Origin of the sequence: Serratia proteamaculans (assembly GCF_013337185.1) — a bacterium.
GTDB classification, from domain to species: Bacteria; Pseudomonadota; Gammaproteobacteria; order Enterobacterales; family Enterobacteriaceae; genus Serratia; species Serratia proteamaculans_D.
The window spans coordinates 98,687-125,365 of record NZ_SWDE01000008.1 but is presented as its reverse complement, the minus strand read 5'-3'; the positions used below and the strand labels follow the sequence as shown (position 1 = coordinate 125,365).

The window sequence follows — 26,679 nt, the reverse complement described above, 5'->3', positions numbered from 1 at the left end:
AGGTGGATTAGGTAAGGTTTTTCATGGCATACGTGCCAGAATAGAGATAAAACCGATGCCGCTATGCTGAGCGAGATAATAGATATCCGATGATGGCTCCTTCCCGTTTGCTGAAATTCCTGCTGCCTTATCTTTGGCCTAAAGATAACCCCAAACTGCGTTATTACCTGGTTATCGCCTTTGCTTTCATGGTGATTTCCAAGGTCAGTATCACGCTGGTGCCGCTGGCATACAAAGCGATGATCGACGCCCTGAGTGGCGAAACCGCCAAAATGCTGGCCATTCCCCTGGGGTTGATTCTGGCCTATGGCGTTGCCCGTATCGGCGGGGCGTTATTTGAAGAATTACGCAACGTGATGTTTGTGCATGTCAGCCAGAATGCAACCCGATTACTGGGGCTGCGGGTTTTCAGGCAGTTGCACGCGTTGAGCCTGCGTTTTCATCTGGAGCGCCAAACAGGCGGGTTATCGTTATCGATTGAACGCGGCACTCAGGCGGTGGCAACCGTGCTATCGCGGTTGCTGTTCTCCATTTTCCCGATCCTGTTCGAAATCACCCTGGTTGCGGTGATCATGTGGCATCTGTTAAGCGGCTGGTTTGCGCTGGCCATTTTGGCGACGGTCGGCTGTTATATCCTGTTTACCGTGATGGCGGTCAGTTGGCGTAGCCGTTTTCGGCGCGAGCTGAATCAGGCGAATGCCGATGCCAACACTAAATCTATCGACAGCCTGCTTAATTATGAAACGGTAAAATACTTCGGTAACGAAGACTTCGAGGCCGAGCGTTTCAATATGTCGCGCCGCTTGTATGAATATGCTGCCATCAAGAACCAGTTCAGTTTTACCGCCCTGAACCTTGGGCAAACGGCCATTATTTCCATCGGCCTGATTGTGATGATGGCGATGGCGGCGCAGGGCATTGTGCAAGGGCGCATGACGATTGGTGACTTTGTATTGGTGAATGCTTACCTGCTGCAACTCTATCAGCCGCTGAATTTCTTTGGCTTTATTTATGCCGAAGTCAGACAGGCGCTGATCGATATGGAAAACATGTTCGATTTGTTGCAGGAAGAGCAGGAGATCGTCGATCGGCCGGATGCGAAGGCGCTGCAGCTGACTGCCGGCGAGGTGAGTTTCGACTCGGTCAGCTTTGGCTATGATGCGCGCAGGCCGATCCTGAAAAACGTCAGCTTCACGATTCCGGCCGGTAACACGGTCGCGGTGGTCGGTGCTTCGGGGGCGGGCAAGTCCACGCTGTCCCGGCTGCTGTTTCGTTTCTATGACGTGAGCGGTGGCTCGGTCTCGATTGACGGCCAGGATATCCGCAGCCTGAAACAGGCCAGCCTGCGCGCGGCGATCGGCATCGTGCCGCAAGACACCGTATTGTTTAACGATACGTTGGGCTACAACATTGGCTACGGTAAAACCGGCTCGAGCCAGGAAGAGATCGAGCGGGCCGCCAGGTTGGCGCATATCCATGAGTTTATCGTCAGCCTGCCCGACGGCTATCAAACCCGGGTGGGGGAGCGTGGGCTTAAGTTGTCCGGCGGCGAAAAGCAACGGGTGGCGATTGCCCGCACCATCCTGAAAAACCCGGCGATTTTGGTGTTTGACGAAGCGACAAGTGCATTGGATACCCAGACCGAACGCGAAATCCAGTCGCATTTGCGTGAAGTGAGCCGCGACCACACCACGCTGGTGATTGCGCACCGTTTATCGACGGTGGTGGATGCCGATGAAATTATCGTGCTGGAGGCCGGTGAAATCGTTGAGCGTGGACGGCATGAAGCCTTGCTGGCAGCCAACGGCCGCTATGCCGCGATGTGGCAAAACCAATATAACGATGAGCAGCAGCCCTGAGGGCGTTTAACCCCAGGCGGTAGATAACGCCTGGGGGATCGCCGGTTAAAGATCGCCGGTCAGATACTGCGCCACGCCGTTGGCGAAACTCCAGTCACCTTTGTCGTTAGTGGTGACAGACACCATCAGGTCACTGCCTTCAATCCCACAACTCTCCTTCAGCTCACGGCTGAGATCGGCATAAAACCGCTGTTTCTGTTGCTCGGGTCGCGGGCTGGTAATCACCCTCACCACCACCAAATCGCGGGTGCGCGTCAGGTTCAGGCCGGTGTCTTCAATCACCATATGATGAGCTTTGTTTTCATGAACAATCTGGTAGCGGTCACGTGGTGGCACATCGAAGGCGCTGAGCACCGCACGGTGGGCGGCATCGAGCAGGGTTTTCAGTTCGGCTTCGCTGCGGCCCTCAATGACTTCAAAGATAAGTAATGGCATTTTTATAATCCTGTCAGTGGGTTAATCTCGATATAAGGCAGCGAGTTATCTTCGCCCTGGAGAACCTATCTTAGCTAAGCGCCGACAGGGGAAGAAGCGCTATACTTGAACTCATTGTTTATAAAAATGAACAGTCGACGATGAAAAACCCAAATGTAGAAACCCTGTGGACCCATTTGCACTGGCTTACCGTGTTGGCTGAGCAGGGGAGTTTTACCCGTGCGGCGGAACGGTTGGATGTCAGCAAAGCGGCGATGAGTCAAAAAATCAAAGAGATTGAAACGCTGGCCGGGGTGCCTCTGGTACAGCGCACGACTCGCAGCGTCAGGCTGACCGATGCCGGGCTGCGGTTGGTGGAAGAACTGCGCCAGCCTTTCGCGCAGATAAAGCAGAGCTTTTCCGGCATTTGCGATTCGACCGGGCCGCTGCGTGGCTCGGTACGGGTGACGGCCCCGGTGGCATTTGCCCGCCAGCAGTTGGTGCCGCGTATTACCGGTTTTTTGCGTGCCAACCCAGAGGTGCGGGTACAGCTTGAGGTGTCCGATCGGCTGGTGTCGTTAACCGGCGAAGGGTTCGATTTGGCGATCCGCCACAGTGACCACCTGCCCGATACCCACGTTGCCTGGCGACTTTGCCCAACCGCCACCCTGGCGGTGGCGTCGGCGGACTACGTGCAACGGCAAGGCATGCCGGTTTCGCCGGCGGATCTGCAACGGCATCAGTGTCTTTATTATCCCCGCAGCAGTGAACCCCCGAGCTGGAGCTTTGTCGCCAAACAGGCAGCGCAGGGCAAGACAGAAAAGATTCGGGTACCGGTCAGCGGCCCGTTTGCCACCAATAACAGCGAATCGATACGCGATGCGGCAGCGGAAGGCTTGGGCATTGCCCTGTTGCCAGACTTTAGCGCGCAGCAGGCATTGGCGGACGGCAGATTGATCGAGGTATTACCGTCCTGGCGGCCGATCGATGCCTTTGCTGACAGTCTGTATGTGGTACGCCCTTACGCGCCCCAGGTCTCGCGGGTCGTGGCGGAATTCAGCCGTTATCTGCGCGGTGCCTTTGCCGAGGGCTTTTCGCCCACAGGGCGTTGAGATTAGAGTAACGCAGCGGTAAACAGCCCCGGTGAAGAGGCTGTTGCAGGGTTAGAAAAAACCATTATTGCGGTTGATGAAACTCCGGCAGCACAAACTGGCCGATCTCACTGAGAGTTTCATCCAGTGGGCGCTGGTTGCGGCGAAAGTGCAACCCAATGTGGTTTACGCCGGCGGCCTGCATGGCGTTCAACTCCTGAATCAAGCCGTTACGTCCGGTTTTAATCCCAAAGTGGTGACGCCGGATCGGTGCATTGGCATCATCAGTCAGGTCCAAGTGAATAAAACTGATATAAGGCTTTTCTCCAGCTACCTGTCGCCACAGCTTCACGCGGGAAATATGATCGGCAGGCGTGCCTGGGTACGACAACCAGCCGTCCATATTAGCGCCCACCCATTGTGGCGATTGTTGCGCGAGACCGGCGACCAGTAGCGGTGGCGTTGGCCGCTCCGGCAGCAGTTTTTGTCCAGGCTGGAGCTGGCCGTCGACCGCCCCCTTCAGGATCTCTACGCCTTTCCTGAAAGTCTCGCCACGACTGGCATAATCCTCACCAAACAGCGGGTATTCCGTCGGACGATCGCCACTGGCAATGCCGAGCAACAGGCGATCCTGGCTCAATACCTGTACCGTTGCCGCTGCCTTTCTCACCAACCACGGCTGGCGCAACGGCAGTACCACGGCGGCAGTGCCCAGCAGAATGTTTTGTGTCAGGCTGGAGAGATAGCCCAGGTAGGTGAAGATCTCAAATACCTGAGCGGCATCGCCAAAGCCAGGGTCATACAGCGGTACATCACGCACCCAGGCGGCGCGAAATCCCAGTTCATCGGCCTGTTTGATCAACGCGGCGTGCTGGGTCATATCAGGTACGCCGAAAGGGCGATGATCGCGTTGACGTTTCAGCTCACCGCCGGTGGACCAGTCATTATCCAGAGGGAGTTCAACCCCGATAGAAAGCGGATCCTGCATAAGTTTGCTGATGCTCATCATTGACTCCATTAAGGGGATTTACCCCTATGATTGATGAGCCTAATTCTTGCATGCCGATTAATTGCAATAAATAACACCAATGGCAATTTATAATTGCTATTTCAGCATTAGTTATATAGGGAATACGATTAACGCAACCCCTGGACCAGCGAGTCGGCGCTGATGTCCGCAATGGTTTTCGCGCCGATCAGCGTCATGGCAACGCGCATTTCTTTATCGATCAGCTCGAGCAGGTTGGCGACACCGGCCTGCCCGGCGGCGGCCAGCGCATAGGCAAAGGCGCGGCCCAGCAGTACGCCGTCGGCACCCAGAGCAATCATGCGCACCACGTCCAGCCCGTTGCGAATGCCGGAGTCCGCCAGCAGGGTAATATCGCCTTTTACCGCCTCGGCAATCGCCGGCAGCGCATGGGCAGTGGACAACACGCCATCCAATTGGCGGCCGCCGTGGTTGGAAACCACAATACCGTCGGCACCAAAGCGCACCGCATCCTTGGCGTCTTCGGGATCCAAAATGCCTTTGATGATCATTGGGCCTTGCCAGAACTCGCGGATCCAGTCCAGATCCTTCCACGAAATAGAGGGATCGAAGTTGGCACCCAGCCAGCCGATATAGTCTTCCAGACTGGTGGGTTTGCCGCGATAGGCCGAAACATTACCCAGATCGTGCGGCTTACCACACAGCCCAACGTCCCAGGCCCATTGCGGATGGGTCATAGCCTGCAGTATGCGGCGTGCGGCGGCATTGGGGCCACTCATGCCGGAGTGGGCGTCGCGGTAACGCGCACCGGGCACCGGCATATCGACGGTGAATACCAGGGTTTTCACCCCGGCCGCTTTGGCGCGTTCAAGCGCATTGCGCATAAAACCCCGGTCTTTCAATACGTACAGTTGGAACCACATTGGCCGATCGATTGCCGGTGCCACTTCTTCTATCGGGCATACCGAGACCGTCGACAGGGTAAAAGGGATGCCTTTCTGCGCGGCGGCTTTGGCTGCCTGAACTTCACCGCGGCGAGCGTACATACCGGTCAACCCGACCGGGCCGAGGATCACCGGCATTGCCAGTTTTTCACCGAACAGGCTGGTTTCCAGGCTGAGGTCGGACATATTGCGCAGTATGCGCTGGCGTAGCGCGATGCCCGCCAGGTCTTCCGTGTTGCGCCGCAGCGTATGCTCCGCGTAGGCCCCGCCGTCAATATAGTGAAACAGAAAAGGCGGGAGCTTAGCCTTTGCGGCGGCCCGGTAATCGGTGGAAGCGGAGATAATCATATTTTTACCTTATTTCTTTACGCTCAGAGAATCATGATCTGCGCCATCACTGCGGCGATCCCCCCGTACACCAGCAAGGGTAATACGGTCTTTTTAATAATTTTTCCTTCGGCGTTGCCGATCCCAAGAATTGAGCAAACGGCGATAATATTGTTCAGGCATACCATGTTACCCATGGCACCGCCAACGGACTGCAGTGCCAGCGTCAGGTTGACGTTTAGCCCGCTGCTCAGGGCGATCGAATGCTGAATGCCGCCGAATGTCAGATTGGAAACGGTATTGGAGCCTGAAAAGAACGATCCCAGGGCGCCGAGGAAGGATGAGAACAGCAGCCAGCTTTCTCCGGTAAGTGAGGCCAGTGTCTTGCCAATAAGGATCACCGGAGCTTTGTCGCCGCCCAGCATCATCAGATTGACCATCACCAGGGCACCAAACAGGGCGATAAAGGGTTTGGCTATGCGCCCACCGGTTTCTGCGAACATTTGTTTTACCTGCCTGCCGTTCAGTCGGAACAGGGGAATGCACAGCAATACCACCAATAAAAAAGGAATTAATGCAGGGACATACAGTGTTTTGTAGCTGGCGGCGGCGGAAGTGCCTAACACCTGCTGCAATTCAACGATCAGGGCATTGCTGACGCGTAACTCGCCCAACCCGCTGAGCTTGCCCTGCCATAAAGGCGTGCTGCTGTTGAGTAGTGCCTTAATCCCCAACTGGTGAATACGCGTCACTATCAAAATAGCAATCAGCAGCAGAGTTGGCGTCATTGCTTTTATTACTTGAATGAATTCCACCGGTTGGGAATCGGTTTTGCCTTCGCAGCGGGTCAGGCCAACGCCGGTACGCGCCAACAGAACCGACAGCATCAGGCCAATGGCACCGCCCACCAGAGCCGGAAATTCATAATTAACCTGCGCCAGCAACAGATAAGGCACCGTACAACTTAAGACGCTGAGTAAAATAAAGGGCAGATTGAGGCGAATTTCACGCCAGGAAACGATAAAGCGCAGTGCCAGTAATGGAATAACAAATCCGGCGACAAAGTGGATCAACGCAGTCTGACGGCCAATTTCCAGCAGGCTGGCGTCGGACAAGCCCAAGTTGGCAAAGCCGAACCAGGTAGGGGTACCGACGGCACCGAATGAGACGGGAACCGAGTTCATGACCAGCGTCAGCAGCGCTACGCGCAGGGGGTTAAAGCCCAGCCCAACCAGAATGGGCGCGGCAATGGCGGCTGGGGTGCCAAACCCGCTGGCACCTTCAATCATAAAGGCAAATGCCCAGCCGATGATCATTAACTGGGCTACAGGGTTGGGGCTGATATTTTCCAGCCAACGGCGAACCACATTTTCCGCACCGCTGATTTGCATCAGTTTATTGAGCAAGATCGCACCGGCAATGATGGTTATCGGGGTGAAAACCGATACCAGTGCGGTGATGATATTGGCGTGCAGCAGCAGTGGCAGACTATCGAACCAAAACATCTGTACGGCATATACGGCGGCGGCGGTTAAGGGCAGCGCGATATAAGAGGGAACACCGTGTTTTTTGGTCATCATCCAAATCAGCAGGACGATGGGCGCAATACTGAAAAGTAGGGACATAGAAGCCTCAGCGTTATTATTGTTATTTGTGGAGGTATGTAGCCGAAAGGTTAATTACCGCAACATTTTCATTCTAATCACAACGCTGGCTAATGTTCTATTCTGCAATTTTCCAAAATGGAGAGGTGGGGCGATATAGCGACTTTTCGGAACCTTTCTTTATCGAGGGAGGCGTTTTTATTGTATTAAAAATCAGATGGATAGAATAAGTTATTGTGTGATGAATGTGTAGGATCACATTGATTACACAACAATTATCAATGGATTATATTCAAATGTGGGGTAATCCCGTCGGCTCGCTCACGAGCCGGGCAGAATAATTATGTGACCTACTTCAAAAATAGTGGCTGATATTTTTATAGGACGTGATGATATGTTCGATCAGCAGTCGGGTTTTTAACGGCAAATTGCGGGTATAGGGGTAGACTGCGTAAATACCTAATACTTTTCCGCAGTGGCCGGGCAAAATTTCCACCATGGCACCTTCTTGTAAATCCTCATACACCATGCAGCGTGGCACCATGGCAATGCCATAACCGCCGATCACCGCTTTGCGGATCGCCCGGGCGTTATTGGCGGACAGATTGCCATTAACCTGCAGTTCGTAAATCTCGCTGCTGCCCGGCTGCTTCATCAGCCAGTTGTCGGTGCCACTTTCCTGATAGGTATAGGTCAGGCAGTTATGCTTGAGCAGGTCGTCTGCTGACTGCGGTTCAGAATATTGTTGCAGATAGCTGGGCGAACAAACGATCACCCAGCGGGAATCCAGGATCGGACGGGCAATCAGGCTGGAGTCCGGCAGGGTGCCGGTACGGATCGCCAGATCGATCCCTTCATTGACCAAATCGACGAAGCGGTTCTCCAGCCGCATTTCCACCTTCAGGTTCGGATGAAGGGCACAAAATTCCGCCACGCTTTCACTCAGCAGCAGTTCGCCTGAAATGGTCGGCACCGACATGCGGATCACGCCGGTCAGGTCATCGCTGTTTTCACTGATGACGTTCAGGGCTTCCTGAGTTTTTGCGCTGATTTCTTTGGCCTGTCGATACAGGCTTTGGCCGTTTTCGGTTAGCGTCAGGCTGCGGGTGGTGCGGTACAGCAGGCGCGCGCCGAGGGATTTCTCCAGGCGGCCGATGCGCTTGCTGACCACCGAACTGGTGATACCGGCGGTTTCAGCGGCTTTGCTGAAAGAACCGCAGTCAACAATCAGGGCGAACAGGATCAGGTCGTTGGCATATTCATGTGTGGGCAACATCGGTGGGTATTTTCCTCGTCCCGGAGTAACCGCCAGTGTAAATCCTCAGGTTCAGGAAGCCAACGCCGGCGACAAAATGAGAATTGTTATTGATATCACTTTTTGGCCGCTTACAATGCCAGCCATCTCAAGATTTCAGGTTAAGGGTTCTTCATGGAGTTGCTACGGGTGGTCTACCACCAATATCGCTGGCCGTTTCTGGCGGTAATGGCGTTGACCATGGCCAGTGCGGCGCTGGGTATAGGCATCATCGCCTTTATAAATTTGCGGCTGATGACGGTGGCGGGCAACCCTCTGGCCGTATTGCCGGAGTTCCTCGGGCTGCTGGCGTTGCTGATGGCGGTCACGCTGGGTTCGCAGTTGGCGCTGACCACGCTCGGCCACCATTTTGTGTTCCGTTTGCGTGGCCAATTGGTGAAGCAGATCCTGGATACCGATATTGAGCGGATAGAGCAACTGGGCAGCGCCTCGCTGTTGGCGAGCCTGGCCAGTGATATACGCAATATCACCATTGCCTTTGTTCGCCTGCCGGAGCTGGTGCAAGGGGTGATATTGACGCTGGGGTCGGCGGCCTATCTGGGCTGGCTATCTCCGCAGATGCTGGCGGTCACCGCCGTTTGGGTCGCGGTGACGGTATTGGGCAGCGGGTGCCTGGTGTCGCGGGTATATCGTCATTTGACCAGCGTGCGAGAGGCCGAAGAGCGCCTCTATGAACACTATCAGTCTGCGATTGACGGCCGCAAAGAGCTGGCATTGAACCGCGATCGTGCAAAAGCGCTGTACCGGCAGGCCTACCAGCCGGATGCAGAAGATTATCGACAGCACATTATCCGCGCCGATACCTACCATCTCAGCGCGGTGAACTGGTCGAATATCATGATGCTGGGTGCGATTGGTTTGGTGTTTTATATGGCCAATAGCCTGGGCTGGGCCAATACCACCGTTGCGGCAACTTACTCCCTGACGTTGCTGTTCCTGCGTACCCCGTTGCTGCAGGCGGTGGGGGCATTCCCTACGCTGATTGCTGCCGAAGTCGCCTTCGGCAAGGTCAAAGCGCTGCGGCTTGCCGATTATCAACCCGAGTTTCCTGCGGTGGCGGCCAAAGCCTGGCAAACCCTGGAGCTGCGCGATGTGATGTTCCACTATGGTGCGACGGAGCAAAAAGCGGGGTTCGCCGTTGGGCCGATCAACCTGAGGTTGCAACGCGGTGAACTGGTCTTCCTGATTGGCGGCAACGGCAGTGGCAAATCGACGCTGGCAATGTTGTTGACCGGGTTATATCAGCCGGTCAGTGGACAAATCTTGCTGGATGGCGTTGTGCAAACTGCGGCTGATATGCCCGACTACCGCCGCTTGTTTTCCGCCATTTTTACCGACTTTCATCCGTTTCACCATTTGCAGGGGCCTGAAGGCGCACAGCCGGACGCCGAACTGGTGGAAAGCTGGCTTAACCGATTGAACATGAAAAGCAAATTGCAATTCGATGGCCTGCGGGTAACCAATCCGCAGTTGTCGCAGGGGCAGCGCAAGCGTCTGGCGCTGTTACTGGCGGTGGCGGAACAGCGGGATATTTTGCTATTGGACGAATGGGCGGCGGATCAGGACCCGCAATTTCGCCGTATATTCTATCGTGAGCTGCTACCGCAGTTACGCGCTTTGGGCAAAACGGTATTTGCCATCAGCCATGACGATCATTACTTCGAACATGCCGATCGGCTGCTGCAAATGCGTGACGGGCGACTCAGTGAGTTGACCGGCAGTGAACGTGAACGCGCCAGCAAGGACTCTGTTTCGCAGATTGACTGATATTAATATCACCCGGCCTGTACTAATGGGCTGGGTGATTCATTCTCCTCATATGGCACTATCCGCTAAAATCAGCATATCCCCGCGCTTCAGTGTCACTCCCCAGCCTAAATTGTTGCCAATTTAACTTAAGTAATGTTGATTAATTGTGTTTTGATTTATTGAGTAGTGGTTTAATTTTGATCTATCGGTTTGTGCCACACTGCTGCTTGTTGATTAATCCATCCCAAATCTGGCGCCAATGACCTGACTAATCCTACTGTCTTTCTGCAGTGTACCTGGCTTTAGGTACATGACTAGCAGATATTTTTTAAATATCCATAGGAAGAAACCCCTTTATTGATCGTTTAAATAGATCAATAATTTGTTTTTGATTAGTTTAATCTATTAGATGAGGCGGCTGTGATAAGCAAGGATGACGCGGATATCAAACGTAAAGCTTGGCTGTGCGTATTTATCGGCTGCGGGGTGTTTTGGCTGGCCATCGCCGCCGTGATTTATTGGCTGCTTGTTTAGGAAACAAATTGATGGAAGAAAAGCGCGTAAAGAAGAAAGGGGGCGCCCGGGATGACAGCCCGGTCAAAATCCCCCCTTCATGGCAGTTGACCCAACAACAACGGGATTTTATTAACGATCTCTGGCAGGACGATGCCACGGAACCCGTACCGAAACCGGCTACCCGCCCCGGCGTTAACGAATAACCCGATTGCGCCCGGCCAATATGCCGAACAGCATCTGCAGCAGCGTCAGGCCCAGCAGAATGGTCAGTGGCAACTGCCAGCCCTGAGTCAGGTCATGTAACAGACCGAACAGCGTTGGCCCCAGCGCGGCCAGCAAATAGCCTACCGATTGTGCCATGCCTGACAGTTGGGTGGCCTGGTGATGATGGCTGCTACGCAGGCCAAAGAACGACAGCGCCAGCACCAAAGAACTTCCCGCCCCCAGACCGGCAAAAATCAACCATATCAGAGAATAGGCCGGCAGCAGCAGCAGCCCGGCGACGCCGGTAAAAATCAGCAGTGAACTGCACAGCGCAATAGCTCGCTGATCGCGTGCGCGCGGCAGAATAAACACCATCACAAAGTTGGCGGCGATGGCCACCACCTGATAGATAAACAGCTCAAAACCCGCCTGCTGCGGCGAGGTGCCATGACTGGCGGCGAAGGCGCTAAACCAGCCGATAATGGTATAGAAGGTGATGGACTGTAAGCCCATAAACAGCGCCACCTGCCAACCGAGCGCACTGCCCCAGGGGGAACGGGACGGCGCAGACTGAACTCCGGGGGCATCAGCGCTCGCTGAAGCGGCTGGGCGGCGCAACTGCGGAAGCCAGACCATCAACGCCAGCAATGCAGGCAGGCTCCAGCACAGCAGGGAAAAACGCCAGCCGAGACCATTCAACGCCGCCAGCGGCACTGCCAGACCCGAGGCGGTAGCGGCCACCAGTGACATCACCGCCGCGTAACCGGCAATCATCGCGGCGGCCCGACCTGGAAAGTCGCGTTTCACCAGCGTTGGTAATACCACGTTGGCAAAGGCGATGGCTGCGCCTATCAAGACAGTGCCCAGCCATAACATGCCGGGTTGCGGCAGGGAACGCAGTGCGATACCCATCACCAGCAGTAACAGCGCCATACCCAGCGTGCGTTCAATCCCCATGCGTTTGGCCAGGCCGGGAGTCACCGGCGATAGCACGGCAAACAGGATCAACGGCAGCGAGTTAAGCAGACCGGCCGAGGTGGCGGACAGCAACAACTGCTGCTGGATCTGTTCCAGTAACGGCCCGACGCTGGTTAGCGCGGCGCGCAGGTTGGCCGCGACCAGCATAATGCCGGTGACCAGTAATAATGGATGGCGTAAACGGCTGCGTTTTAGGGGAGCAGACGTTGGGGATAAGGCAGATTGGGGCATCAGTTCCTCGCACCAGGGCAGGCAGTCAATCAATACTGCATGGCATGATGCGTTGATTGACGTTAACGCTTACGTACCGGCAGGGGGCCGATATCTGCGCGCAAGTGTAGGGAAGAACCCCTGACCTGACAAGGGGCAGGTTTTGCGACAAACGCGCCATTTCGGCGTCTGCGACGCAATGCCGGGAGGGGATAATTGCTGTTATGTGATCCCGATCACCTGATGAACTAAAAGTCGGCCAGCCGGCCCGTAAAGTCACCGCTTTCGTTTGCTGCTGCGCTTCGGGGGCCTCATCCCGGCAACCGCGCCCGCCCTGATATTTCACTTTGCCTTTCACTGCCGTTTAATATTTTCACTTCATTTCGATCCGAAAGGTTTTTAGCCGCTTTTTCTGCTAAAACAGCGCTGTAACCCCGATCACAATTTCATTGCTTTCGCTTTGCTGTAATGCCAGCGCAGTAGAGCGAAAGCCATCTTCTCCCCGGCCCGGCCGGAAACCTGAGGACCGCAGCTCATGCCAGTGAATACCGCAAAGCGACGTGAACACATTATCGATCTGTTATGCGAGCACGGCAGCGTGCGCGTGGAGCAGCTCAGCAAACAGTTTGCAGTATCCACGGTGACGATCCGCAACGATCTGCGCTTTCTGGAACGAAAAGGGTGTGCGCTGCGGGCTTATGGCGGCGCGATGCTCAATCAGCAATTCGCCTTCGATCGCCCGTTGCATGACAAAGGGCGGTTAAACCGCGACGTGAAGTCGCAGATCGCAAGCGTAGCGGCCAGCTATGTGCGTGATGGCGATGCGCTGATCCTCGATTCCGGTTCCACCACTACCCAGATAGTGCCGTTCCTCAAAGGGCGACGCGACCTGGTGGTGATGACCAATGCGTTGAACATTGCCTATGAGCTTTCAGGTAACGATGGGGCAGAGGTGATGGTGTTGGGCGGCAGCGTGCGCCGTAACTCCTACTCGCTCTACGGTCCGGCTGCCGAGCAGCAATTGCGCCAGTACCGCTTCGACAAACTGTTTTTGGGTGTCGACGGTTTCGATCTGGTTGCCGGTATCACCACGCCTCACCCCGGTGAGGCCCACCTCAATCGCGTGATGTGCGAGGTGGCGCGCGAGATCATCGCCGTGGCGGATGCCAGCAAGTTTGGTCGCAAGAGCTTTTGCATGATCCGCGAAGCCGGACAAATTCATCGGCTGATTACCGACAGCCTTCTTCCGGACGATTACGAGCGGGCGTTAACCGAGTTGGGCGTGGAGGTTGTCATCGCCGATCGGTAGTACGGCGCCTGCGTGGGGGTTTCATGCAGCAGTTGTTACAGCTTGTTGAGCAGCACAAGGCCGGAAAACCGGTTGGCGTATTTTCCGTTTGTTCCGCTCACCCCTGGGTGCTGAAAGCGGCCCTGCGGCAGGCCAGGGCGCGTGGCACGCCGGTGCTGGTTGAGGCCACCTCGAATCAGGTCAATCAGTTTGGTGGTTACACCGGCCAAACGGCGCAGCAGTTCCGCGATGCGCTCTGGCAACTGGCGGATGAAGTCGGGCTGTCGCGTGACCGTCTGTGGCTGGGGGGCGATCATCTCGGCCCCAATGCCTGGCAGGATCGACCGGCAGAAGAAGCCATGCAGTTGGCGGAAACGCTGATCGACGATTATGTCCGCGCCGGTTTTCGCAAAATTCACCTCGATTGTTCCATGTCCTGCGTGGGCGATCCCTTCCCACTGAATGATGAAACCGTGGCCGTTCGTGCGGCCCGGTTGTGCAGCGTCGCGGAACGAGCCTGGCAGGAAAGCGGCGGTGAGCCACCGGTGTATGTCATAGGTACCGAAGTGCCGGTGCCGGGCGGCGCGCAGGAGGCGCTGGAAGGCATGCAGGTCACCACACCGCAGGCAGTACAGCAAACGCTTGAGGTACATCGCCTGGCCTGGCAGCGAGCGGAACTGGTTGACGCCTGGAGGCGAACCATTGCGCTGGTGGTACAACCGGGCGTGGAGTTTGATCATCACAGCGTAGAACACTACCAACCTCAGCGGGCCCATGAGCTTAGCCGCTTTATCGAACGGCAGCCGGGCATGGTCTACGAGGCACATTCAACGGATTACCAACCCCCGCAGGCCTACCGGCAACTGGTGGGCGACCATTTCGCCATCCTGAAAGTCGGTCCGGCGCTGACTTTTGCCCTGCGTGAGGCGCTGTTCGCCCTGGATCATATTGAACGTGAATGGCTGGGCGAACATCAGTCGGCGCAGCTGTGTGCCACGCTGGAACAGGTGATGCGCGAGCAGCCGCAGCAGTGGAGTCGCTACTACCACGGCAATCCACATCAACAATATCTCGACCGCCATTACAGCCTGAGCGACCGGGTGCGTTACTACTGGCCGCAGCCACAGGTTCAGCAAGCGGTCGAGGGGTTGATCGACAACCTGCGTCGCAATCCGGTGCCGCTGGCGCTGTTAAGCCAATATCTGCCCGATCAGGCCCGGGCGATGAATGCTGGTGAGCTGAGCAACGATCCGCAGGACTGGGTGATGCACAAGGTCACGCAGGTGCTCGATGATTATCACGCTGCCTGTTACCCGGAGGTGCATTGAAATGCCGAATATCCTGATGACCCGCATTGATAACCGACTGGTCCATGGCCAGGTCGGCGTTACCTGGACCAACACCCTGGGAGCCAATCTGGTGGTGGTGGCCAACGATGAAGCGGCGGCCGATCCGGTGCAGCAGAACCTGATGGACATGGTGGTGGCCGAGGGGGTGCAAACGCGCTACTTCACGCTGCAGAAAACCATCGACGTGATCCACAAGGCGGCGGATCGCCAGAAGATCTTTTTGGTGTGCAAAACGCCGCAGGATGTTTTGCGGCTGGTGCAGGGCGGGGTACCGATCCATTTCGTCAACGTCGGCAACATGCATTTCGCCGAGGGCAAGCGGCAGGTGCATAAAACGGTCTCGCTGGATGAGGGTGACGTGGCCGCCTTTCGCGAACTGGCGGCGCTGGGCGTCGAATGTGAGGTGCGCCGGGTGCCGGATGAAGCGGGTGAGCCCGTCGGCAAACTGCTGTTTTGAGTTGGGGGAAATCATGTTGACTGATGCGTTATTGATTGCACTGCTGGCCGGATTGGCGGGGGTCGATCTGTTCGACGGCCTGACCCACTTCCACCGTCCGGTGGTTCTGGGGCCGCTGGTCGGCCTGATCCTGGGGGATGTCTACACCGGCCTGCTGGTCGGCGGTACGCTGGAACTGGTGTGGATGGGCATGGTGCCGCTGGCGGGGGCCCAGCCGCCGAACGTGGTGATCGGCGGGGTGATTGGCACGGCATTCGCCATTCTTACCAAAGCCGATCCCAAGGTGGCGATTGGCGTTGCGGTGCCATTTTCGATTGCGGTGCAGGGGGGTATCACGCTGCTGTTCACCCTGTTTTCACCGATGATGCATCGCTGCGATCGCATGGTGAAAGAACTGAACTGGCGCGGTATTGAACGGGTGAACTATCTCGGTATCAGCATCCTGTTCGCGTTCTATTTTGTGGTGGCGTTTCTGCCGATTTATTTCGGTGCCGACGCGGCCAGTGCCATGGTGCAAAAGGCGCCGGTCTGGCTGTTGGATGGCCTGGCAGTGGCGGGTGGCATGATGCCGGCGATTGGTTTCTCGCTGCTGATGAAAGTGATGATGAAAAAAACCTATGTGGCCTATTTCATCCTCGGCTTTATTTCCGTCACCTTCCTGAAATTGCCGATCCTGGCGGTGGCGCTGGGCGCGCTGGCGATCGCCCTGATCGACTTCTTTAACAGTCAACGGGCCGCTGCCGACCCGCTCAAACAACCTGTCCCCCAGGAGGATGCTGAAGATGGCATTTAACGATACCGACGATCTGCTGGCGCAAAAAGCGGAAAAACGTATGGCGCAGGCGCTGGCCACCAGTCAGGTGGAGCAGGACGACTACGTCGATAACCAGCCCGCCGAGGCTCTGACTCGCGGTGATATCAACCGCATGGCCTGGCGCTCGTTGCTGCTGCAGGCGTCGTTCAACTATGAGCGTATGCAGGCCGGTGGCTGGCTGTATCAGTTGATCCCGGCGTTACGCAAGATCCACCGCAATCCGCAGGATCTGTCCAACTCGATGAAAATGCACATGGAGTTTATCAATGTGCATCCGTTTGACGTCACCTTCCTTTCCGGGTTGGTGCTGGCGATGGAGCAAAATAAAGAGAAGATCTCCACCATTCGCGCGGTAAAAGTGGCGCTGATGGGGCCGCTGGGCGGGATTGGCGATGCGCTGTTCTGGTTGACGCTGCTGCCGATCTGCGCCGGGATTGGTGCCTCGCTGGCGCTGGAAGGCAGCCTGTTTGGGCCGATCGTCTTTCTGCTGCTGTTTAACGTATTTCACTTTGGGCTGCGCTTCGGGCTGGCTCACTATGGTTATCAGGCCGGTACCAGCGCGCTGGCGCTGCTGAAAACCCATACCCGGCGAATATCCCACGCCGCCTCGATTGTCGGCATGACGGTGATCGGTGCACTGGTGGCTTCTTATGTTCATCTTTCTACCCCGCTGGTGATGCATGCCGGCAAAGCCAGCGTAGCGCTACAGACCGATGTGCTGGACAAGCTGATGCCAAATCTGTTGCCACTGTGCTTTACGCTGCTGATTTTCTTCCTGATGAAGCGCGGCTTCTCACCGGTGAAGCTGATTGGCGTGACGGTGGTGATTGGGGTGGTGGGCAAGTTTATCGGTTTATTGTGAGGAGCGGTTTATGCCAGGCATTGTAATTACCGGCCACGGTGGCTTCGCCAGTGGGCTGTTGCAGGCGGTTGAACAGGTGGTGGGGCCGCAGCCGTACTGTGTTGCGGTCAATTTTCCCGAACAGATGAGTACCGCCGAGTTAAAGGCTGCGTTGATCTCGGCATTGTCCGAAGTGGCGCAGCCGGACGGCGTGGTATTTCTCACCGATATGCTCGGTGGTTCGCCTTTTCGCTGTGCCAGCGAACTGGCGGATGCGCACGGAGATTGTGAGGTGCTGACCGGGGTGAATATGCAGTTGGCGGCGGAAATGATGCTGGAAAGGGATGGCCTGAGCCTGGACGAGTTCCGCGAAGTGGCATTGGAGTGCGGTAAGCGTGGGTTGACCAGCCTGTGGCACGAAAGACGTCGGGTAAAATGCGAGGATGTACAGACCGACGGCATTTGAGGCAAGCCGGGTGACGCTGCGATGAGCGTCACCCGGTTGATTAACCGGCGATAGGCAGGGGGCTTAGTGCCATACGGGCCGGCTGGTTCTCTTCTGCGCGGCTAAAGCGCCAGCAGCTCTGGTGGTATTTCGCTACGCTGTTGCGGTGCGCCACGCTGACCAACGTCACCTGCGGTAGCTCATCGACCAACAGGCAATACATCAACTGCTCGGTTTCATCGTCCAGCGCGCTGGTGGCCTCGTCGAGGAACAAAATGTCCGGGCGGGTCAGAATGGCGCGGGCGAACGCCAGCCGCTGTTGTTCCCCCGGCGACAGACGGTGGCTCCAGTTGGCGCTGGTGTCCAGCCAGCGTTGCAGATGCTTCAGACGGCAATTTTCCAGCACTCTCAGCAGTTGTTCATCACTGTATTCGGCTGCGAGATGCGGATAACTGAGCGCCTCGCGCAGCGTGCCGATGGGAATATAGCTGCGTTGTGGCAGGAATAGGGCGCTGCTGGCCTCGTCGCGGCCAATGCTGCCGGAGCCGTAGGGCCAGATCCCGGCGATAGCACGCAGCAGCGTGGATTTACCGCAGCCCGAAGGGCCGACGACCAGCACTTTCTCACCGCGTTTCAGCGTCACCGACGTTGAACCCAACAAACTTTGACCGTCCGGCAGTTGCAGACTGAGGCGGTCGAGGATCAGCGGTTGGTCGTTCTCCGCTTGCAGTTGAATGCCACGTTGCTGATGGTGAACCTGATCCACGGCGGCGTTAAAACCGGCCAGACGGTTAACGCAGGCTTTCCAGGTTGCCAGATCGCTGAAGGCATCGATAAACCATGACAGCGCGCCCTGCACCTGACCAAAGGCGGAGGCGATCTGCATCATGCCTCCCATCTGGATAGCGCCCGAGAAGTAACGCGGTGCCGCCACCAACAATGGGAAAACAATGGCAAACTGGCTGTAAAAGTTGGAGGCGATATTAAGCCGGCGGGTAATGCGCATGATGGACCACCAGTTGGTACGGATACTGTCAAAGCGGTCACCCAACTGTTGCGCCTCACGCGGTTCGCCGTGATAAAGCGCGATGGCATCGTTGTTTTCCCGGATACGGATCAGCCCAAAACGGAAGTTTGCCTCATAGCGCTCCTGATTAAAGCCGAGCTGGACCAGCGGTTTGCCGACCCACCAGATCAGCAGCGAACCCAGCACCGCGTACAGCAGGGCGAACCACACCATATAGCCGGGCAGGGTGATGGCATGCTGATGGATAACAAAAGTCATTGGCCCGCTGACGTGCCAGAGAATGGTGATAAAGGAAAACAGCGTCACCAGGCTGGAGAGCAACCCGAGCGACAGCGACAGCGTGTACTGGGTCAGTACATTGAGATCTTCGGCAATACGCTGGTCCGGGTTATCGACGATCTGTTGCTGTTCGGTATGGTAATAGGCCTGATGCGCCAGCCATTTACCCATAAACTTTTCCGTCATCCAGCGCCGCCAGCGCATCTGCAGGCCCTGCGTCAGGTAAATTTTATAAACCGCCAGCACGATGAAGATCAGCGCCAGATAGGTAAAGCGCCACAGCTGTGCCTTGAATACCGGATAGTTTTTGTTTTGCAGCGCGTCGTAAAACACCTGGTTCCACTGATTGATCAGCACGCTGATGTACACCAGCCCGAGAGACAAAGCGACAATGGCGATCAGCATCGACCAGGCCCGCAGTTTCTCTTCCGAGACCCAGAAGGGCTTGATCAGTTGCCAGACGGCGTGTTTGGGGGTTGGGGTCGTGTTCATGGGCTCTCGTCGATTCTGTATTTTCTTCAGCATGAGCCGCGGACCAGTAACAAACAAACCTGGACTGTAAGCAGTTCTAACGCAGCTAACCGTTTGAAATATTAAGCCTGGTTCGTCAGAGGTGCCGCCGGGAGCAATGGCGGTTATACTGGCGCCGAATTTGGGGTGTTTACTGCGGAAAGGAAAAGTAATGAAGGCGTTGGTTCCCTTGCTGTTGACCTGTGGTGCGTTTGCCAGCGCTCAGGCCAGGGCACATATTGATGAGCCGGATATTGATGCCGATTGCCACAAGGTGGCGAGCTATGCCGAGCTGGGGAAAAGTGCCTACCAGCGCGGTGATTACCCACGCGCTGCCGATGTTTTCCGCGATCAGGCCGCCTGGAGCGAGTTCTGTGGTCTCGACAGTCAGGCAACCGCCACCGCTTACAACAACGTGGCGCTGGCGCTGATGCATGCCGGTGAACTGCTCAAGGCACGCGCCTATCTGGAACTGGCACCGCAGGACAGTAAATCCCAACATAATTTAAAACTGCTGCAGCAACGCCTGGCGAAGCAACCGCCGTCGAATGGACCGGGCGGCGTCTACTGGCAGTATGCCGGGCGCGGCGTATGGAGCGAAGTGGTGGTCAAGCCGCAGGACGGTCGCTGGCTGATCGACTATTCCGGTTATTACATGCCGCAGATGGGGTTGTATTACGGCCCGAATATGGGTGAGTTCGCCGAGGTGTTGCCGATTGAACAGGGCAAGGCGCTGTACCGTCAGCGGGAGCCGGAGGACGCGATAGCCTGTGATGTGGCGATACAATTCACGGCGGATGCGCTGCAAATGCATACCAAAGGCGACTGTGGGTTTGGTTTTAACGTACGGGCGGAAGGGCGCTTTGTGCGGGTTGAGTAAATAGCCCAGGCAGCCAACAGAGTGGATGCCCGGACAGGGTAAACAGATTTATGCCCAGGTAGCGGCACCGCTCAGCAACTCTTTCCAGGCTTCAACATTCCCCAGATAGTTGCCCGCCGGGATCTGGCGTAGCTGGCCTTCGCTGTCTTCGAGCGCAAAGGTCGGGAACCCTTGTCCCTGAACTTTGGCCAACAATGCCCGACTTTGCGCAATGTGTTGCGCGGTCGGGGCACCGGCATTAAAGCGCATCTCGGCGATGAACGGGGCTGAAGCCAGGCCCAGCTCTTTCGCCAGAGCTTCCAGCACCGGGGTATCGGCGATGCGTCGACCTTCCTGATAATGCGCTTCCTGAATGCGATGCAGCATATCCAGCCCACGTCCCGCCAGCGCCTGCGCCGCCAGTATCGCGGTAATCGGCGGCTCTGAGTCCATAACTGCGCTGGTATCACGCAGCAAGCCATTGAAATAGGCTTCACCAAAGGTTTGTCCGGTTAACTCCGCAATACGTTTGTCGTGCGGGATAACATAATTACGCCATTCGTCCGTGATTTGGCGGCGATTGTTGCCGGTCATCATGCCACCGGCATGCAGGGCAATGTTCAGCCCTGGAATGGTTTTGGCCGCCTTCACCAGTGGGGCTGCGCCATAACACCAGCCACACAGCGGATCGAAAATGTAATGCAGAGTCGTGCCGGTCATAAGTCTTCCTCGTTATTCCCGCCCCCTTTCAAGGGCGGGTGCAGTAACGCTTTGCTCAGTTTATTTTGGCGGGCTTATTGCGGCCACTTCATCTCGCCTTTCAGCACCTTGGCGCTCAGTTCCAGGCTGGATTCATCTTTCAGGTTCGGATAATGCTTTTTCATTGCCGCCACCAGTGCCGCAGAATCCTTGGCTTTCGGCAGTTCAGCTTCCAGCGTGGTCAGGTAGTTCTGGGTAAAGGTAACGGATTTCAGCGTCTGGTCGGCACCCGGCAGGAAATGGCCAGGGACAACGACTTTCGGTTTCAATGCCTTGATGCCTTCCAGCGTTTGCTGCCAGTGTGCGCGGGATTCAACGGTCTGGTTATCGGCGATCCACGGATGGATGTTGTCGCCCGCGACCGGAACACCGCCCACTACTGCTTTCAGCGCCGGGATCCACACGTAGGTGCGCTCCGGCGTTGGGCCGGTCAGGCCTTTCACTTCGACTTTCTGGCCGTCAACGGTGAAGCTGTCACCCTGCAACGCCTGTGGAACCACGACCGCTTTCGGCGCGTTGTCTTTCAGAATTGGGCCCCAGTAGGCTACTTTGCCGTCTTTGGTGGCGTTGATTTCTTCGATGGTGCCCGGTGAAGCGATGATTTTCGCCTGTGGGAACGCTGCTTTAATCACGTCCAGGCCAAAATAGAAATCCGGATCTGAATGGCTGATGTAGACGGTGGTCAGCTTCTTGCCGGTGGCCTTGATCTTTTTCACCAGTTCTTCTGCGTCGTTGCGCTGGAACTGGGCGTCGATCAGCGCCACTTCGTGCTTGCCGCTGATGATTTCAGAAGACACCGGGAACACGCTTTTCTCACCCGGGTTGTACACTTCCATGGTCAGAGTGTCAGCGGCGCTGGCGTAGGCGCTAAAGGTGGTGATGCCGGCGAAGGCCAGGGTCAGTAATGATTTGTTAAACATGGTCAGAGGTCCTTGGGTAGCGATTAAATGTTGAGTAGATGTTAGGTTGCATAAAGCGATAGAAAAACCGGATAATGAGCAATTATTCATTGCGTAAATCGGACGAATCATGGATCGCATCACTGCAGCTGAGGTTTTTATCACCATTGTTGACCGTGGCAGCATGGTTGCGGCGGCGGAAACGCTGGAAATGTCGCGCGCCATGGTGACGCGTTATCTGGCTCAGATGGAGCAATGGGCCGGGGCACGTTTGCTGCACCGTACTACCCGTAAGCTTAGTCTGACGGACGCCGGTGAGCGCACATTAGAGCGTTGCCGACAGATGCTGGCGCTGGCGGGGGAAATAGACCTGGTCGAAGGGGAACAGAGTGATGAACTGCGCGGCCTGCTGCGGATCACCTGCTCGCAGTCGCTGGGCCAGACGGCGTTGGTGGGTGCGGTAGCGCAATACCTGAAGCGTCATCCGCAGGTGGCGGTGGATCTGCAAATGAATAATCGCACGGTGAATCTGGTCGAAGAGCGTATCGATTTGGCACTGCGAATTACCAATGAGCTGGATCCCAATCTGATCGCCCGCCCGCTGTCTACCTGCGCCTCGGTGGTCTGCGCTGCTCCGGGCTATCTGGCGGCGCATGGCACGCCGCGTCATCCGCAGGATCTGGCGCTGCACAACTGCCTGACTTACTCCTACTTCGGTAAAAGCCTGTGGCATTTTGACCACCAGGGGGTGAAGTCGGCAGTCGCGGTCAGCGGTAATCTGAGCGCCAACGAGTCGGTGGTATTGATGGCGGGAACGGTGCAGGGGGCAGGGATTTCCATGCAGCCTTACTATTCGGCGGCACCGCTGCTGGGCAGCGGCGAACTGATTGAGCTGATGCCGGATTATCGGCCCCAGTCGATGGGCATTTACGGCATTTATACTTCCCGTCGACAGATGCCGGCGACGCTGAGGACCATGTTGGACTTTTTAGTGGAGTGGTTTGCCACCGATGCCGGCTGGCGGGCGACGCTGCGCTGATATCGTTAACGCCGCAGTAACATTTTCACACATTTTTCATCATCAGCGCATTCAAGCGGTTAGCGAGTTTACCGGGGCATTTTGTGCGCTGTCGCGGCTCTGTCACTGGTTAACTGATGGGGCGACGTGTAGTTTTTGTAGCGTGAGAAGAGTGAATAAGACTTAATAATTATAGGGTTAAATAGATAACCCGGCTCTTTGAACATCCTCTCTGACCTTTCCACGGGCAGCCTGCCAGGCTGGCCGATAATTTTGTGTTTTTTTACCAGCCTCGCGCGCCTGACGCCGGGGCTTTGTTGATTGGGAGCGTTACGCATGCCTGTTTCTCTGCTCGCACTGGCATTAAGTGCATTTGCTATCGGCACCACCGAGTTCGTGATTATGGGGTTGCTGCCGGAGGTCGCGAGGGATCTGCAGGTCTCTATTCCTTCCGCTGGCTGGTTGATCAGCGGCTATGCCCTTGGCGTGGCTATCGGTGCACCGATCATGGCGCTGCTAACGGCGAAGCTGCCGCGCAAAAAGACGCTGTTACTGCTGATGGTGATTTTCATCTTCGGCAATATTATGTGTGCGCTGAGTTACAGCTACGATTTCCTGATGCTGGCGCGCATTATCACCGCCCTGTGCCACGGTGCGTTCTTCGGCATTGGCGCTGTAGTAGCAGCTAACCTGGTGGTGCCAAACCGTCGGGCTTCCGCCGTGGCGTTGATGTTCACCGGTCTGACATTGGCCAACGTGTTGGGGGTGCCGCTCGGCACCGCGCTGGGGCAAGCATTGGGCTGGCGCTCAACCTTCTGGGCGGTGACGGTGATCGGCGTGTTATCCCTGTTGGCGCTGTATAGCAAGCTGCCGACGGTGAAGGATGAACAGCCGACTGACCTGAAAAAAGAGCTGACGGCACTGCGAGGCGGCGGCATCTGGCTTTCGCTGCTGATGACCGTGGCCTTTGCCGCATCGATGTTCGCGCTGTTTACCTATATTGCCCCGTTGCTGACCGAAGTGACCGGGGTTTCCTCACATGGCGTGAGTTGGACGCTGCTGTTGATGGGGGTTGGCCTGACGCTGGGCAATATCCTTGGCGGCCGTCTGGCTGACTGGCGTTTGCCGCTCACTCTGACCTGTACTTTCCTGGTGATCGCCTGTTTCGCGGCGCTGTTCAGTTGGACCAGTCACTCAATGGTACCGGCGGAAATCACCCTGTTCCTGTGGGCCGCTGCGGCGTTTGCCGCGGTGCCTGCATTGCAGATCAACGTGGTGACCTACGGTAAAAAGGCACCGAATCTGGTGTCTACGCTAAATATTGCTGCGTTTAACGTCGGCAATGCGATTGGTGCCTGGGTTGGTGGCGTGGTGATTGCGCAGGGGTTGGGCCTGACCAGCGTACCGCTGGCGGCCGCGGGGATCGCGCTGCTGGGACTGGTACTTTGTCTGGTGACCTTCAGTCGCGCCAAGCGTCCGGCTAGCGTGTAATTACCGCTGCCAGACGGGCGGGGAGTGTCTGCGCCTGCTGTTGCAAATGCTGAGTAAAGGCCGTGACCAGCGCCGACGATGGGCGGTGCAGCGGCCGGATCAGGCTAACGGTAAAGGGCACTTCAACGCTGAATGGCCGCACGTGGACACCGCTGCCAGCGTAATCGAGCGCCGTCAGCGGGTTAACGATTGACACTCCCACTCCCGCTTTCACCATGGCGCAGACCGATGCGGCGCTGTGGGTTTCCATCACCAGTCGGCGGTTGACCCCTTCCTCACTGAACAACGAATCCAGTAGTTGGCGATAGCTGTCGGTGTTCGACAGGCTGATAAAGTTTTGTCCGGCAAAGTCCTGCGGCGTCAACACCGTTTTCGCCAACAGGGGATGCCCCGCCGGTAGCACGCACACCTCGTTCAGAGTCATCAGCGTCATGCGCTCGGTCCCTGCCGGGGTCAGGGTATTTTCTGTCAGTCCCAAATCGTGGCGCTGCGCTGACAGCCACTCTTCCAGCAGCGGTGATTCCTGCGGTATGACGCTGAAACTCACTTCCGGATAGCGATCGATAAAAGGTTTGCACACCGCGGGCAGCAGTGATTGCGAGAACACCGGCAGGCAGGCAATCGACAGCTGAGCCTGCTGGAACTGGCGGATACTGGCGGCGGCGGCGGTGATACGATCCAGACCGTAGTAGGAGCGCTGCACCTCTTCCAATAGCCGCAGGCCTTGCACCGTTGGGGATAATCGGCCGCGTACCCGTTCGAACAATTGCAGCTGGATGAGCTTCTCAAAGCGCGCCAGCTCACGGCTGACGGTGGGCTGCGAGGTTTGCAGCAGCGCGGCGGCTTCGGTCAGGTTGCCGGTGGTCATCACCGCATAGAAGATTTCAATCTGGCGTAGCGTTATCGCGTGCATCGGCAGCTCTTTTAATCAGCAAAGCCATATCATAAATGAATAGACTCTGGCTAAATAGATATTTTCCATCCAGGAAAGCGTGCGGCAATATTGGGGTATTCAACCATACCCTATGGATTTCAAGTTGCAGCTAGGCGACCAGCTCGCTCATCCCCAGGCGCTTACTTAAGTAAGTAACTGCGGTGAGCGAGTGCAGGTAACAACGCTGCGGCTTGAAAGGCGACGGGTAAGCAAATTTTGATTCGGGAACACTACTATGCCACGTGCTTTACACGATACGACGACTGCCCTCAATGCCGCTAACCTGTTGACCTTGCCTGAGCGCTTTGGTTGCCCGGTCTGGGCCTATGACGCCGCTATCATTAGCGAGCGCATCAGCCAACTGCGTCATTTTGATGTTGTCCGTTTTGCCCAGAAGGCCTGCTCGAATATCCATATTCTGCGCCTGATGCGTGAGCAGGGCGTCAAGGTGGACTCGGTGTCGCTGGGGGAAATTGAGCGTGCGCTGCAGGCCGGGTTCCAGCCGGGTGGTGAGCCAAGTGAGATCGTGTTTACCGCCGATGTGCTGGATCACGCGACCCTGGCACGCGTCAGCGAATTGAAAATTCCGGTTAACGTCGGTTCAGTCGACATGCTGGAGCAACTGGGCCAGGTTTCTGCTGAGCACCCGGTATGGCTGCGCATCAACCCAGGTTTTGGCCACGGCCACAGTCAGAAAACCAATACCGGCGGCGAAAACAGCAAGCACGGCATTTGGTATGCCGATTTGCCGCAGGCGGTGGAGAAAATTCAACAGTACGGCCTGAAACTGATTGGCGTGCATATGCATATCGGTTCGGGCGTGGATTACCAGCATCTGGAGCGGGTGTGTGATGCCATGGTGCAGCAGGTGATCGATCTCGGTCAGGATGTCAGCGCCATCTCCGCCGGTGGCGGCCTGTCTATCCCTTATCAGTACGGTGAAGAGGCGATTGATACCGAACACTATTTTGGCCTGTGGAACAGTGCCCGTGAGCGCATTGCCGCCCACCTGGGTCATCCGGTCAGCCTGGAGATTGAACCTGGGCGCTTCCTGATGGCGGAGGCTGGGGTGCTGGTGGCCGAGGTGCGCGCGGTGAAAGACATGGGCAGCCGTCACTTTGTGCTGGTGGATGCCGGTTTTAACGATTTGATGCGTCCGGCGATGTACGGCAGTTACCACCATATTTCTCTGCTGCCGGCCGATGGCCGCGATACTGCCCACCAGCCGCTGCGCGATACCGTGATTGCCGGGCCGCTGTGCGAATCCGGTGATGTCTTTACCCAACAGGCCGGTGGTGGCATTGAAACCCGCGAACTGCCGCCGGTGCAGGTCGGCGATTATCTGGTGTTCCATGACACCGGTGCCTATGGCGCGTCAATGTCATCGAACTACAACAGCCGTCCGCTGCTGCCGGAAGTGCTGTTTGAAAACGGCGAAGCGCGCTTGATCCGCCGCCGCCAGACCATTGAAGAGCTGATTGCACTGGAATTGATCTGATGATTTGGGCGC

The 26,679-nt window shown here is 56.6% G+C and carries 25 protein-coding genes; 15 read left to right on the top strand and 10 right to left on the bottom strand.

The features are described 5' to 3' along the window. Positions 1–92: 92 nt before the first annotated feature. Positions 93–1,859: an ABCB family ABC transporter ATP-binding protein/permease gene (locus FCL49_RS22805; protein ID WP_174355309.1), complete on the top strand. Its 1,767-nt coding sequence runs from the start codon at positions 93–95 to the stop codon at positions 1,857–1,859. A 45-nt stretch (positions 1,860–1,904) separates the two neighbouring features. Here FCL49_RS22805 and FCL49_RS22800 read toward each other — a convergent pair whose 3' ends face one another. Continuing rightward, positions 1,905–2,294, bottom strand: a complete 390-nt coding sequence (locus tag FCL49_RS22800; protein ID WP_174355246.1) for a tautomerase family protein — start codon at positions 2,292–2,294, stop codon at positions 1,905–1,907. 140 nt (positions 2,295–2,434) lie between these two features. On the opposite strand from FCL49_RS22800, the gene FCL49_RS22795 reads away from it, so the two are divergent. Beyond that, positions 2,435–3,385, top strand: a complete 951-nt coding sequence (locus tag FCL49_RS22795) for a LysR family transcriptional regulator (RefSeq protein ID WP_174355245.1) — start codon at positions 2,435–2,437, stop codon at positions 3,383–3,385. Between the two features lie 64 nt (positions 3,386–3,449). Here the strand turns inward: FCL49_RS22795 and FCL49_RS22790 are convergent, their stop codons facing one another. The 4 genes from FCL49_RS22790 to FCL49_RS22775 form a co-directional block, all read right to left on the bottom strand. Then, entirely contained in the window at positions 3,450–4,370 is a 921-nt protein-coding gene (locus FCL49_RS22790; protein WP_174355244.1) for a TIGR03571 family LLM class oxidoreductase, read from the bottom strand. A gap of 131 nt (positions 4,371–4,501) precedes the next feature. Then, on the bottom strand, positions 4,502–5,644 hold the full coding sequence (gene lldD, locus FCL49_RS22785; protein ID WP_174355243.1) for an FMN-dependent L-lactate dehydrogenase LldD: 1,143 nt from the start codon (positions 5,642–5,644) through the stop codon (positions 4,502–4,504). A gap of 23 nt (positions 5,645–5,667) precedes the next feature. After that, complete coding sequence (locus tag FCL49_RS22780) at positions 5,668–7,248, bottom strand: L-lactate permease (RefSeq protein WP_174355242.1); 1,581 nt, start codon at positions 7,246–7,248, stop codon at positions 5,668–5,670. A gap of 334 nt (positions 7,249–7,582) precedes the next feature. Further along, positions 7,583–8,503 carry a LysR family transcriptional regulator gene (locus tag FCL49_RS22775; protein WP_174355241.1) on the bottom strand — a complete coding sequence of 307 codons (921 nt, stop codon included), beginning with the start codon at positions 8,501–8,503 and terminating at the stop codon, positions 7,583–7,585. Between the two features lie 153 nt (positions 8,504–8,656). Between FCL49_RS22775 and FCL49_RS22770 the strand changes: the two genes are divergently transcribed. From FCL49_RS22770 to FCL49_RS22760, 3 genes are all read left to right on the top strand, one after another. Beyond that, positions 8,657–10,309, top strand: a complete 1,653-nt coding sequence (locus FCL49_RS22770) for a multidrug ABC transporter permease/ATP-binding protein (protein WP_174355240.1) — start codon at positions 8,657–8,659, stop codon at positions 10,307–10,309. Between the two features lie 402 nt (positions 10,310–10,711). Beyond that, positions 10,712–10,825 carry a YmiA family putative membrane protein gene (locus FCL49_RS24600; RefSeq protein WP_135317795.1) on the top strand — a complete coding sequence of 38 codons (114 nt, stop codon included), beginning with the start codon at positions 10,712–10,714 and terminating at the stop codon, positions 10,823–10,825. Positions 10,826–10,836: 11 nt separating this feature from the next. Further along, positions 10,837–11,010 carry a hypothetical protein gene (locus FCL49_RS22760; RefSeq protein ID WP_174355239.1) on the top strand — a complete coding sequence of 58 codons (174 nt, stop codon included), beginning with the start codon at positions 10,837–10,839 and terminating at the stop codon, positions 11,008–11,010. Here the strand turns inward: FCL49_RS22760 and FCL49_RS22755 are convergent. Continuing rightward, entirely contained in the window at positions 11,000–12,220 is a 1,221-nt protein-coding gene (locus FCL49_RS22755) for a CynX/NimT family MFS transporter (RefSeq protein ID WP_174355238.1), read from the bottom strand. The genes FCL49_RS22760 and FCL49_RS22755 overlap by 11 nt on opposite strands. A gap of 514 nt (positions 12,221–12,734) precedes the next feature. Here FCL49_RS22755 and agaR point away from each other — a divergent pair. The 6 genes from agaR to agaF are packed head-to-tail and all read left to right on the top strand — an operon-like array spanning position 12,735 to position 17,414. After that, a complete protein-coding gene (gene agaR, locus FCL49_RS22750) occupies positions 12,735–13,508 on the top strand; it encodes a transcriptional repressor AgaR (RefSeq protein ID WP_085118645.1) in 774 nt (257 codons plus the stop codon). Between the two features lie 23 nt (positions 13,509–13,531). Continuing rightward, positions 13,532–14,815 carry a D-tagatose-bisphosphate aldolase, class II, non-catalytic subunit gene (locus tag FCL49_RS22745; protein ID WP_174355237.1) on the top strand — a complete coding sequence of 428 codons (1,284 nt, stop codon included), beginning with the start codon at positions 13,532–13,534 and terminating at the stop codon, positions 14,813–14,815. A 1-nt stretch (position 14,816) separates the two neighbouring features. Beyond that, the gene (agaV, locus tag FCL49_RS22740; RefSeq protein ID WP_174355236.1) at positions 14,817–15,293 is read left to right on the top strand and encodes a PTS N-acetylgalactosamine transporter subunit IIB; all 477 of its coding nucleotides are present in this window, start codon (positions 14,817–14,819) and stop codon (positions 15,291–15,293) included. Positions 15,294–15,306: 13 nt separating this feature from the next. After that, the gene (gene agaW / locus FCL49_RS22735; protein ID WP_174355235.1) at positions 15,307–16,086 is read left to right on the top strand and encodes a PTS N-acetylgalactosamine transporter subunit IIC; all 780 of its coding nucleotides are present in this window, start codon (positions 15,307–15,309) and stop codon (positions 16,084–16,086) included. Beyond that, positions 16,076–16,969: a PTS system mannose/fructose/sorbose family transporter subunit IID gene (locus FCL49_RS22730; RefSeq protein ID WP_174355234.1), complete on the top strand. Its 894-nt coding sequence runs from the start codon at positions 16,076–16,078 to the stop codon at positions 16,967–16,969. The genes agaW and FCL49_RS22730 overlap by 11 nt, the downstream gene beginning before the upstream one ends. Before the next feature lie 10 nt (positions 16,970–16,979). Beyond that, the gene (agaF, locus tag FCL49_RS22725) at positions 16,980–17,414 is read left to right on the top strand and encodes a PTS galactosamine/N-acetylgalactosamine transporter subunit IIA (RefSeq protein ID WP_174355233.1); all 435 of its coding nucleotides are present in this window, start codon (positions 16,980–16,982) and stop codon (positions 17,412–17,414) included. A gap of 40 nt (positions 17,415–17,454) precedes the next feature. On the opposite strand, the gene FCL49_RS22720 is transcribed toward agaF, so the two are convergent. Next, complete coding sequence (locus FCL49_RS22720; RefSeq protein WP_174355232.1) at positions 17,455–19,191, bottom strand: ABC transporter ATP-binding protein/permease; 1,737 nt, start codon at positions 19,189–19,191, stop codon at positions 17,455–17,457. Between the two features lie 190 nt (positions 19,192–19,381). Between FCL49_RS22720 and FCL49_RS22715 the strand changes: the two genes are divergently transcribed. After that, entirely contained in the window at positions 19,382–20,089 is a 708-nt protein-coding gene (locus FCL49_RS22715; protein WP_174355231.1) for a tetratricopeptide repeat protein, read from the top strand. A 48-nt stretch (positions 20,090–20,137) separates the two neighbouring features. Here the strand turns inward: FCL49_RS22715 and FCL49_RS22710 are convergent, their stop codons facing one another. Both FCL49_RS22710 and FCL49_RS22705 read right to left on the bottom strand, forming a co-directional pair. After that, positions 20,138–20,788: a DsbA family protein gene (locus tag FCL49_RS22710; protein WP_017893828.1), complete on the bottom strand. Its 651-nt coding sequence runs from the start codon at positions 20,786–20,788 to the stop codon at positions 20,138–20,140. 74 nt (positions 20,789–20,862) lie between these two features. After that, positions 20,863–21,747, bottom strand: coding sequence for an MBL fold metallo-hydrolase (locus tag FCL49_RS22705; protein ID WP_174355230.1), 885 nt, complete (start codon positions 21,745–21,747; stop codon positions 20,863–20,865). Between the two features lie 109 nt (positions 21,748–21,856). On the opposite strand from FCL49_RS22705, the gene FCL49_RS22700 reads away from it, so the two are divergent. Beyond that, on the top strand, positions 21,857–22,765 hold the full coding sequence (locus FCL49_RS22700; RefSeq protein ID WP_174355229.1) for a LysR family transcriptional regulator: 909 nt from the start codon (positions 21,857–21,859) through the stop codon (positions 22,763–22,765). Between the two features lie 315 nt (positions 22,766–23,080). Beyond that, positions 23,081–24,235 (top strand): MFS transporter, encoded by a 1,155-nt coding sequence (locus FCL49_RS22695; RefSeq protein ID WP_174355228.1) that lies wholly within the window; start codon positions 23,081–23,083, stop codon positions 24,233–24,235. Here the strand turns inward: FCL49_RS22695 and FCL49_RS22690 are convergent. Continuing rightward, the gene (locus tag FCL49_RS22690) at positions 24,225–25,148 is read right to left on the bottom strand and encodes a LysR family transcriptional regulator (protein ID WP_135317784.1); all 924 of its coding nucleotides are present in this window, start codon (positions 25,146–25,148) and stop codon (positions 24,225–24,227) included. The two genes, FCL49_RS22695 and FCL49_RS22690, sit on opposite strands and share 11 nt — an antisense overlap. A gap of 256 nt (positions 25,149–25,404) precedes the next feature. Between FCL49_RS22690 and lysA the strand changes: the two genes are divergently transcribed. Further along, positions 25,405–26,667 (top strand): diaminopimelate decarboxylase, encoded by a 1,263-nt coding sequence (lysA, locus tag FCL49_RS22685; protein WP_174355227.1) that lies wholly within the window; start codon positions 25,405–25,407, stop codon positions 26,665–26,667. Positions 26,668–26,679 lie beyond the last annotated feature (12 nt).